The 8,740-nt window shown below is 71.6% G+C and carries 8 protein-coding genes and 1 riboswitch; of the genes, 5 read left to right on the plus strand and 3 right to left on the minus strand.

Translation table 11 applies throughout. The features are described from left to right. Positions 1 to 246: 246 nt before the first annotated feature. From ACFWBB_RS21075 to ACFWBB_RS21085, 3 genes are all read right to left on the minus strand, one after another. Positions 247 to 1,002 (minus strand): enhanced serine sensitivity protein SseB C-terminal domain-containing protein, encoded by a 756-nt coding sequence (locus tag ACFWBB_RS21075; RefSeq protein ID WP_385274441.1) that lies wholly within the window; start codon positions 1,000 to 1,002, stop codon positions 247 to 249. Positions 1,003 to 1,219: 217 nt separating this feature from the next. Then, the gene (locus ACFWBB_RS21080) at positions 1,220 to 2,020 is read right to left on the minus strand and encodes an enhanced serine sensitivity protein SseB (RefSeq protein ID WP_385274420.1); all 801 of its coding nucleotides are present in this window, start codon (positions 2,018 to 2,020) and stop codon (positions 1,220 to 1,222) included. A gap of 354 nt (positions 2,021 to 2,374) precedes the next feature. Then, positions 2,375 to 3,064: an AAA family ATPase gene (locus tag ACFWBB_RS21085; protein ID WP_385274444.1), complete on the minus strand. Its 690-nt coding sequence runs from the start codon at positions 3,062 to 3,064 to the stop codon at positions 2,375 to 2,377. A gap of 170 nt (positions 3,065 to 3,234) precedes the next feature. Then, positions 3,235 to 3,334: riboswitch (glycine riboswitch) on the plus strand. A gap of 199 nt (positions 3,335 to 3,533) precedes the next feature. Here ACFWBB_RS21085 and gcvT point away from each other — a divergent pair. The 5 genes from gcvT (at position 3,534) to ACFWBB_RS21110 (ending at position 8,540) form a co-directional block, all read left to right on the plus strand. After that, a complete protein-coding gene (gcvT, locus tag ACFWBB_RS21090; protein WP_385274423.1) occupies positions 3,534 to 4,676 on the plus strand; it encodes a glycine cleavage system aminomethyltransferase GcvT in 1,143 nt (380 codons plus the stop codon). Between the two features lie 118 nt (positions 4,677 to 4,794). After that, a complete protein-coding gene (gene gcvH, locus ACFWBB_RS21095; protein WP_385274426.1) occupies positions 4,795 to 5,172 on the plus strand; it encodes a glycine cleavage system protein GcvH in 378 nt (125 codons plus the stop codon). Between the two features lie 14 nt (positions 5,173 to 5,186). After that, on the plus strand, positions 5,187 to 6,464 hold the full coding sequence (gene glyA, locus ACFWBB_RS21100; protein ID WP_385274429.1) for a serine hydroxymethyltransferase: 1,278 nt from the start codon (positions 5,187 to 5,189) through the stop codon (positions 6,462 to 6,464). A gap of 76 nt (positions 6,465 to 6,540) precedes the next feature. Further along, positions 6,541 to 7,923, plus strand: a complete 1,383-nt coding sequence (locus tag ACFWBB_RS21105; RefSeq protein WP_385274432.1) for an L-serine ammonia-lyase — start codon at positions 6,541 to 6,543, stop codon at positions 7,921 to 7,923. A gap of 74 nt (positions 7,924 to 7,997) precedes the next feature. Beyond that, positions 7,998 to 8,540 (plus strand): MOSC domain-containing protein, encoded by a 543-nt coding sequence (locus ACFWBB_RS21110; protein WP_385274435.1) that lies wholly within the window; start codon positions 7,998 to 8,000, stop codon positions 8,538 to 8,540. Positions 8,541 to 8,740: the final 200 nt, after the last annotated feature.

Consider the following 8,740-nt stretch of genomic DNA (forward strand, 5'->3'; position numbering starts at 1 on the left):
CAGGGGATAAGTCCCCTGACGCCGGAGTCTTCAACGGTTTGGCGATCTGTAGCCAGACTTGGCAGTGAATGGATGCGTAAACGTGATCCGGGTAGTGGGGTTCCGTTATCCGGACGGCGGGTAACGCCCCCCGGACAGTGACTAATTGGTCCTAATCGGACAATACCGGTACCAATAGTCGTCATCTACGCGCGAAGACGTCCGGCCGCCACCTCGCTGTGGGACCGGGGGAAGCGGCGAAACGTGTCAGTAACGTCCGGTGGGCGGATAGCCGTAGCCGCCGGCGGGAGCCTGGGCCGGGGCGGCGGCGTGCGCCTCACGGTCGTAGAACGGCCGGGCGGTGGCGCGCATCCACATCACGACGGGGTCGTACTCGTCGGTCATGGCGACCGTCGACACCGGCAGCCCGTCCGGCACGGCGCCGATGGACTGCTGCATCATCGCCCGTACGGCGTCCACGGCCGGCGGGGAGGAGTCGTACACGTCGAGCCCGATGGCCAGATAGGGCGCGCCCAGCGCCGGCTGCACCCAGGCGCGGCGCAGCGCCCGGACCGCCGGGGTACGGTGGGCGTTCTGCGCGAGCAGGGCGTAGAACTGCGGAATCTCGATACCGGGCTCGGACAGCCGCAGCGGCCCCGCGGGCTGGCGCTCCAGCCCGGTGGCGATGCGCCGCAGATCCAGCCACGGAATGCCGACACCGCCGCCGGGGGCGTGCGGGTTCAGCCAGAGGCCGTAGTGGTCGGGGTAGAGGGTGCGGGCCACGTCCAGACCGTCGACCACCTCGTACGACCTGTTCCAGCCGCTCGCGCTGAGCTCCTGGGCGGAGGTGACACAGGGGGCGTAGCCGTGACCGTCGACCTCCATGTTTCCGTACTGGGCGTCCGGAGAGCCGGCCTGGCCGTGCCAGAGCAGCATCCACACCTGGCCGGAAGAGGAGGTCGCGAGCGCGCGCAGGAGCGCCTCGTAGGCGTCGTAGCGCCCGGGCGTGACCTGGCGCAGCATGTGCTCGACCGAGCCGGTCGCGGCAGTGCCAGCGCTCACTTTTTATCGCCCCTTCGAGAAGTTGCCCCGCGTCGGGGTCCAGCTTAGGCGCTCCACTGGTCGAGCCGTTGAGAGCTCGGGGCCTGCCGTGATCTCCGGGCCGCGCAGCGTGCGTGGCCGGGCGCGCCCCGCGGCGGAGCCGCACACGGACACGGCCCCGCGCCCCTGGGCGGGCCCCCTAGCGCGAGTAGAAGGGCCGGACCCGCTCCCGCATCCAGTCGCCCACCGGGTCCTGGGTCACGTCCAGGAGCACCAGGTTGACCGGCCAGGGCGCGGCCGCCCTGGTCAGGGCCCTGCCCAGAGCCTCCAGGGGAAGGGCGCGCGGATCGCCCTCCCACTGGGACAGTTCCACGCCCACGAACATCACCGGGTCCGCCGTCTCGATGGCGGCCAGGCAGCGGCGGGCCGTGCGGACCACGCCCGTGGCGTCGAACTCCGCCGAGGCCGCGGCCAGGAAGTCCATCGGATCGTCCTGCCAGTCGGGCTCGTACAGGCGGACCCGGCCGCCGGCCGCCGTGCCGTCCAGCGGGGTGCGGCCCGCCCGGCAGAGCTCGGCCACGGCGGGCGGTGGCAGCGGGACGCCGACCACCCCGTCCGGGTTCACCAGGATGCCCACCTGCGGGGGCAGCCCCCGGGCGAACTCCACGGCCGGCGCGATCGTGTACGACATGTGCCCGCCTACGGCCTGCCGGAACTGCTCCTCGGAGCTGAAGACCGGCACGTACACCTGGCCCTCGAGCTCGAGGGTGGGCAGGTCGAGGGGGCCGCTGTGCGGGCCGCCGCCGCCGGGCAGCGGCACCCAGACGAAGCTGCGCCCGAGCACCTCGACGATCCGGCCGCCGGCTCCCGGCATGCCGAGGGAGGCGGAGAGCACCTCCTCCAGTTCGTTGCCGGGCCATCCGCCGTGCGGATGGGGGTGCGCCTGCGCCGGAAAGTCCGGGGAGAAGTCCGTCGGGAAGTTCGCCGGGGGGAAATCCATCTGCCTACCGCCTGCTGAGAACCGCTCACTCTGGTGTGGCTGAAAGGCTAGCGGGTGCCGGAGGCGGCACCCGAGCCTTCGGCCCGTGAACCCGGTCGGCCCGTGAACCCGATCGGCCCGTGCTCCGGTCGGCACCTGAACCCGGTCAGCCTGTGCCGATCAGCCCGTGAACCCGATCGGCCGTGCTTCCGGTCAGCCCCTGAACCCGGTCAGCCTGTGCCGATCAGCCCGTGAACCCGGTCGGCCCGTGCTTCCGGTCAGCCCCTGAACCCGGTCAGCCTGTGCCGATCAGCCCGTGAACCCGATCGGCCGTGCTTCCGATCAGCCCCTGAACCCGATCGGCCGTGCTTCCGGTCAGCCCGTGAACCCGATGCGGCGCAGCGCGTCGGCCGCCTCGCGGTCCAGCAGCACCGCCGAGCCGCAGCCCGCGGGCAGTCGGCCCTTCTCCACAGAGCTCACCAGCCGGGCGGCGGCATGGCGGTGGCGCAGGAACGCGTACCGGGAGACGCCCCGGCCGCGCTCACGCTGCCCCTCGAGCGCCGTGTCCGCGCCGACGTCCAGCAGCAGCAGGTGGAGGGTTCCGCCGCGGCGGCGGGCCTCGCGGGCCAGCCAGTCACGGACCCAGACCTGCGTACCGCAGTCGTGCACGACGACGCCCTCCCCGGCGCGCAGGGCACGGCGCAGCCCGGCGTAGTGGGCGAGACGGACGAGGGGGCGGTAGAGGCCGTAGGGCAGGAAGCGGGGGGCGCGGGCGTCCCAGCGGTCCCGGGTGTCCTGTGAGTCGACGCGCAGGCCCCGGACCGCCCGCCGCATGAGCGTGGACTTGCCGCTGCCGGGCAGACCGGTGACCACAACCAGGTCACGGGGGCCGAAGAGCAGGCCGTGCGGGCTGCGGCCGGCCCGCTCGCGCAGGTCGCGGACGACGGGCGCCTGCTGCGGGCCGCACGCCTCCCGGGTCGGGGCGCCGGGCTGCGCGGGCAGCGCGATCCCCGAGCCGGTCGCGAATACCGTGGACCTCGCCGTGGTCGTCCTGTTCACCGTGATCGTCCTCCCCTGGGGTCAGATGTCCTCATCCCCGTCAAGCGTAAAGAGAAGGTAATGCGCGGCGCCCGGCGATTTCGTGCGCGTACCGCCACAGACCGGTTACAGATGCGGCCTGCCGGGATCGGGGCGAGCCGTGCAATGATGGCCGCGCCAACTGCATACCGGCCGTTTGAATCCGCGCGGGAGAGTCCTCAGCAGCAGTTTCGCTGGGGCGCCGAAGGAGCAAGTCCCTCCCTTGAATCTCTCAGGCCCCGTTACCGCGCGGGCGAGGCACATCTGAAAAGCGGGCCGCTGTCTCCAGTGGCTCCACCCAAGGTGCAAGTCATGGGCGGTCCCCTCGCGGGCCTTCATGGCGAACCTCTCAGGTTCCGATGACAGATGGGGAGGAACGACCTCGCCTTCCCCCATGCCCGCGTGCCCCGCTTCGCTCGCACGGGGGGATTCCGTCGCCTTGGGAGACGAACGCCCGATGAGCAGTACCGAACCCGGATCCGTCCAGCACGCCGAGCCGCGCCACACCGCCCTCGACGCCGTGCATCGTGCGCTCGGCGCGACGATGACCGACTTCGCCGGCTGGGACATGCCCCTGCGCTACGGCTCGGAGCGCGACGAGCACCAGGCCGTCCGCACCCGGGCCGGGCTCTTCGACCTCTCGCACATGGGCGAGATCACCGTCACCGGCCCGCAGGCCGCCGCCCTCCTCGACTTCGCCCTGGTGGGCAACATCGGGGCGGTCAAGGCCGGCCGCGCCCGCTACACCATGATCTGCCGGGCGGACGGCGGCATCCTGGACGACCTGATCGTCTACCGGCTCGCCGAGTCCGAGTTCATGGTGGTCGCCAACGCCTCCAACGCGCAGGTCGTGCTGGACGCGCTCGTGGAGCGGTCCGCCGGGTTCGACGCCGAGGTCCGCGACGACCGCGACGCCTGTGCGCTGATCGCCGTGCAGGGCCCCGAGTCCCCCGGCATCCTCGCGGCCGTCACCGACGCCGACCTCGACGGCCTGAAGTACTACGCGGGCCTGCCCGGCACCGTCGCCGGCGTTCCGGCGCTCATCGCGCGCACCGGCTACACCGGCGAGGACGGCTTCGAGCTGTTCGTGCGGCCGGAGCACGCCGTCGAGCTGTGGCAGGCGCTGACGAAGGCCGGCGAGGGCGCCGGCCTGGTCCCCTGCGGTCTGTCCTGCCGGGACACGCTGCGCCTGGAGGCGGGCATGCCGCTGTACGGGCACGAGCTGAGCACCTCCCTCACCCCCTTCGACGCGGGGCTCGGCCGGGTGGTGAAGTTCGACAAGGACGGCGACTTCGTCGGGCGTACGGCGCTGGAGACGGCCGCGGAGCGTGCCGCCGCGCAGCCCCCGCGGGTCCTCGTCGGCCTGGTCGCCGAGGGCCGCCGGGTCCCGCGTGCCGGGTACGCGGTCGTCGCCGGCGGCGAGGTGATCGGCGAGGTCACCTCCGGTGCTCCCTCCCCCACCCTCGGCAAGCCGATCGCGATGGCGTACGTCGACGCCGCCCACGCGGCGCCGGGGACCGCGGGCGTGGGTGTGGACATCCGAGGCAGCCACGAGCCGTACGAGGTCGTGCCGCTGCCGTTCTACAAGCGCCAGAAGTAGAGACTGGACACGAGGTCGCACCCCCGCGCGTGACCCTGAGCACATTTCCGCTGCTCACGCGCGTTTCCAGCAGTCCCCCATTCACCAGCACTCCCCCGCGTACAGGAGAATTCAGGCCATGAGCAACCCCCAGCAGCTGCGCTACAGCAAGGAGCACGAGTGGCTGTCGGTCGCCGAGGACGGCGTCTCGACGGTCGGCATCACGGAGCACGCGGCCAACGCCCTCGGCGACGTGGTCTTCGTCCAGCTCCCGGAGGTCGGTGACACGGTGACCGCGGGCGAGACCTGCGGCGAGCTGGAGTCGACCAAGTCGGTCAGTGAGCTGTACGCGCCGGTCTCCGGTGAGATCGTCGAGGTCAACCAGGACGTCGTCGACGACCCGGCGCTGGTCAACTCCGCCCCCTTCGAGGGCGGATGGCTGTTCAAGGTACGCGCGGCGGGCGAGCAGGACGACCTGCTCACCGCCGACGAGTACACCGCCTTCACCGCCGGCTGAGGAGTCGTAGACGCATGTCCGTCCTGAACACGCCCCTGCACGAGCTCGACCCGGAGATCGCCGCCGCGGTCGACGCCGAGCTGAACCGCCAGCAGTCCACGCTCGAGATGATCGCCTCGGAGAACTTCGCTCCGCTCGCGGTGATGGAGGCGCAGGGCTCGGTCCTGACCAACAAGTACGCCGAGGGCTACCCGGGCCGCCGCTACTACGGCGGCTGCGAGCACGTGGACGTGGCCGAGCAGATCGCGATCGACCGGATCAAGGAGCTGTTCGGCGCCGAGTACGCCAACGTCCAGCCCCACTCGGGCGCCTCCGCCAACCAGGCCGCCCTGTTCGCGCTGGCCCAGCCCGGCGACACGATCCTCGGCCTGGACCTGGCGCACGGCGGCCACCTGACCCACGGCATGCGGCTGAACTTCTCCGGCAAGCAGTTCAACGTGGTGGCCTACCACGTGGACGGCGCCGGTCTGGTCGACATGGCCGAGGTCGAGCGGCTCGCCAAGGAGCACCGCCCGAAGGTGATCATCGCGGGCTGGTCGGCGTACCCGCGACAGCTGGACTTCGCCGAGTTCCGCCGGATCGCGGACGAGGTCGAGGCCTTCCTGTGGGTCGACATGGCGCACTTCGCGGGTCTGGTCGCGGCGGGTCTGCACCCGAACCCCGTCGAGTACGCCGATGTCGTCACGTCCACCACCCACAAGACGCTGGGCGGCCCCCGCGGCGGCATCATCCTCGCGAGGAAGGAATTCGCGAAGAAGCTGAACTCGTCCGTCTTCCCGGGCTTCCAGGGCGGCCCCCTGGAGCACGTGATCGCGGCCAAGGCGGTCTCCTTCAAGGTCGCCGCGAGCGAGGAGTTCAAGGAGCGTCAGGCCCGCACCGTCGAGGGCGCGAAGATCCTCGCCGAGCGCCTGACCGCGCCGGACGCCCGCGCGGCCGGGGTGAACGTCCTGTCCGGCGGCACCGACGTGCACCTGATCCTGGTCGACCTGCGCGAGTCCGAGCTGGACGGTCAGCAGGCCGAGGACCGGCTCCACGAGGTCGGCATCACCGTCAACCGCAACGCGGTCCCGAACGACCCGCGGCCGCCGATGGTGACCTCCGGTCTGCGGATCGGCACGCCCGCCCTGGCGACCCGCGGCTTCACCGCCGAGGACTTCACCGAGGTCGCAAACGTGATCGCGGAGACGCTGACGGCGCCGTCCCCGTTCGCTGAGGCCGAAGCGGTGGCGCTGAAGGCCCGGGTCACGGCCCTGGCGGACAAGCACCCGCTGTATCCCGGTCTGAGCGAGTAGTTCCCTTTCCCGGGTGCCGCGCACACTGTGAGGTGTGGGCGGCACCCCGCACCACCCCGTATTGAGGAGTTCCACCGTGGCCATCTCGGTCTTCGACCTGTTCTCGATCGGCATCGGCCCGTCAAGCTCCCACACGGTCGGCCCGATGCGCGCGGCGCGCATGTTCGCCCGGCGGCTGCGGAGCGAGGGTCTGCTGGACTCCGCCGCGTCGGTCCGCTGCGAGCTGTACGGCTCGCTGGGCGCGACCGGCCACGGCCACGGCACACCGAAGGCGGTGCTGCTCGGTCTGGAGGGCGCCTCGCCGCGCACGGTGGACGTGGAGGGCGCGGACGACAGGGTGGAGCAGATCAAGGAGTCCGGGCGGCTGCGGCTGCTGGGCTCGCACGAGGTTCCGTTCTCCTTCGACGACGACCTGGTCCTGCACCGCCGCAAGGCCCTCCCGTACCACGCCAACGGCATGACGATATGGGCCCACGACGCACAGGGCGCCGAGCTGCTGTCGAAGACGTACTACTCGGTCGGCGGCGGCTTCGTCGTGGACGAGGAAGCGGTCGGCGCGGACCGCATCAAGCTCGACGACACGGTCCTGAAGTACCCCTTCCGCACCGGCGACGAGCTGCTGCGTCTGGCGAAGGAGACCGGCCTGTCGATCTCCTCGCTGATGCTGGAGAACGAGCGTGCCTGGCGCACCGAGGACGAGATCCGCGCCGGGCTGCTGGAGATCTGGCAGGTGATGCGGGCGTGCGTGTCCCGGGGCATGTCCCGTGAGGGCATCCTGCCGGGCGGCCTGCGCGTCCGCCGCCGGGCGGCCATGACGGCACGTCAACTCCGGGCGGAAGGCGATCCGTTGGCGCTCTCCATGGAGTGGATCACGCTGTACGCGATGGCGGTCAACGAGGAGAACGCGGCAGGCGGCAGGGTGGTGACGGCCCCCACGAACGGCGCGGCCGGCATCATCCCGGCGGTCCTGCACTACTACGTGAACTTCGCGGCCGGGGGCGCCTCCGAAGGGGAGAAGGAGGACGGTGTGGTCCGCTTCCTGCTCGCGGCCGGCGCGATCGGCATGCTCTTCAAGGAGAACGCCTCCATCTCCGGCGCCGAGGTCGGCTGCCAGGGCGAGGTCGGCTCGGCCTGCTCGATGGCCGCGGGCGCGCTCGCCGAGGTCCTCGGCGGCTCCCCCGAGCAGGTCGAGAACGCGGCCGAGATCGGCATGGAGCACAACCTCGGCCTGACCTGCGACCCCGTGGGCGGGCTGGTCCAGATCCCCTGCATCGAACGCAACGGCATGGCCGCGGTGAAGGCGGTCACGGCGGCCCGCATGGCGATGCGCGGCGACGGCTCGCACAAGGTGTCCCTGGACAAGGTCATCAAGACGATGAAGGAAACGGGCGCGGACATGAGCGTCAAGTACAAGGAGACGGCCCGGGGCGGGCTGGCGGTCAACATCATCGAGTGCTGAGGGGGCGGGCCGGCCTCCCCTAGGCTCTGGCCTGCGGTTCACTGGGAGTCGTGGGACGAGGGGAGTTCCGTCGTATGAGCGGGTCGGTCAGTGCTGTCAGCAGGAGCGGTACGTACTCCTTCACCAAGCCCAACCGGGAGAGCGTCACGCTGATCGCCGGGCTCGGGGTGGCGGGGGACGTACATGCCGGGACGACGGTGAAGCACCGGTTCCGGATGAAGAAGGATCCCTCGCAGCCGAATCTGCGGCAGGTGCACCTGATCCACGAGGAGCTGTTCGCGCAGGTGCGGGCGGCCGGGTTCGAGGTGGCCGCCGGGGAACTCGGGGAGAACGTGACCACCCGCGGGATCGACCTGCTCGGGCTGCCCACCGGGACGCTGCTGCGGCTCGGCGGGGAGGCCGTGGTCGAGGTCACCGGGCTGCGCAATCCCTGCGCGCAGATCGACGGCTTCCGGCAAGGGCTCATGAAGCAGGTCGTCGGGCGAGGTCCGGACGGCCGGCCGGCCTTCAAGTCCGGGATCATGAGTGTGGTGCTGAGCGGGGGCGTGGTGCGGCCCGGGGACCCGATCACGGTCGAGCTGCCGGACGGGCCGCACCAACCCCTGCGGATCGTCTAGGAGCCGCCCGGCGGGCGATGACGGACTGCGGGCGACGGCGGGCGGCCGGTCGAGCTGCCCGGCAGACCGGACCACCCCAGCGAATCGCTCAGGAGCCGCTCGGCGGCCGGTGGTGGGCGGAGCCGGGACGCGCCTGGCAGTTCCGCCGGGCAGCACCCCCGACAGCCCCCCCGCCCGGCGCCGGGCGGGCGGCCTGTCGG

Source organism: Streptomyces sp. NPDC060000 (assembly GCF_042737375.1).
GTDB lineage: Bacteria > Actinomycetota > Actinomycetes > Streptomycetales > Streptomycetaceae > Streptomyces.

Bases quoted from the DNA above. Each gene is read 5' to 3' on its own strand.
- ACFWBB_RS21075 (WP_385274441.1), bottom strand. From the start codon at position 1,002: ATGCTGCGCCAGGTCACGCCCGGGCGCTACGACGCCTACGAGGCGCTC.
- ACFWBB_RS21080 (WP_385274420.1), bottom strand. From the start codon at position 2,020: ATGGATTTCCCCCCGGCGAACTTCCCGACGGACTTCTCCCCGGACTTT.
- gcvT (WP_385274423.1), top strand. From the start codon at position 3,534: ATGAGCAGTACCGAACCCGGATCCGTCCAGCACGCCGAGCCGCGCCAC.
- gcvH (WP_385274426.1), top strand. From the start codon at position 4,795: ATGAGCAACCCCCAGCAGCTGCGCTACAGCAAGGAGCACGAGTGGCTG.
- glyA (WP_385274429.1), top strand. From the start codon at position 5,187: ATGTCCGTCCTGAACACGCCCCTGCACGAGCTCGACCCGGAGATCGCC.
- ACFWBB_RS21110 (WP_385274435.1), top strand. From the start codon at position 7,998: ATGAGCGGGTCGGTCAGTGCTGTCAGCAGGAGCGGTACGTACTCCTTC.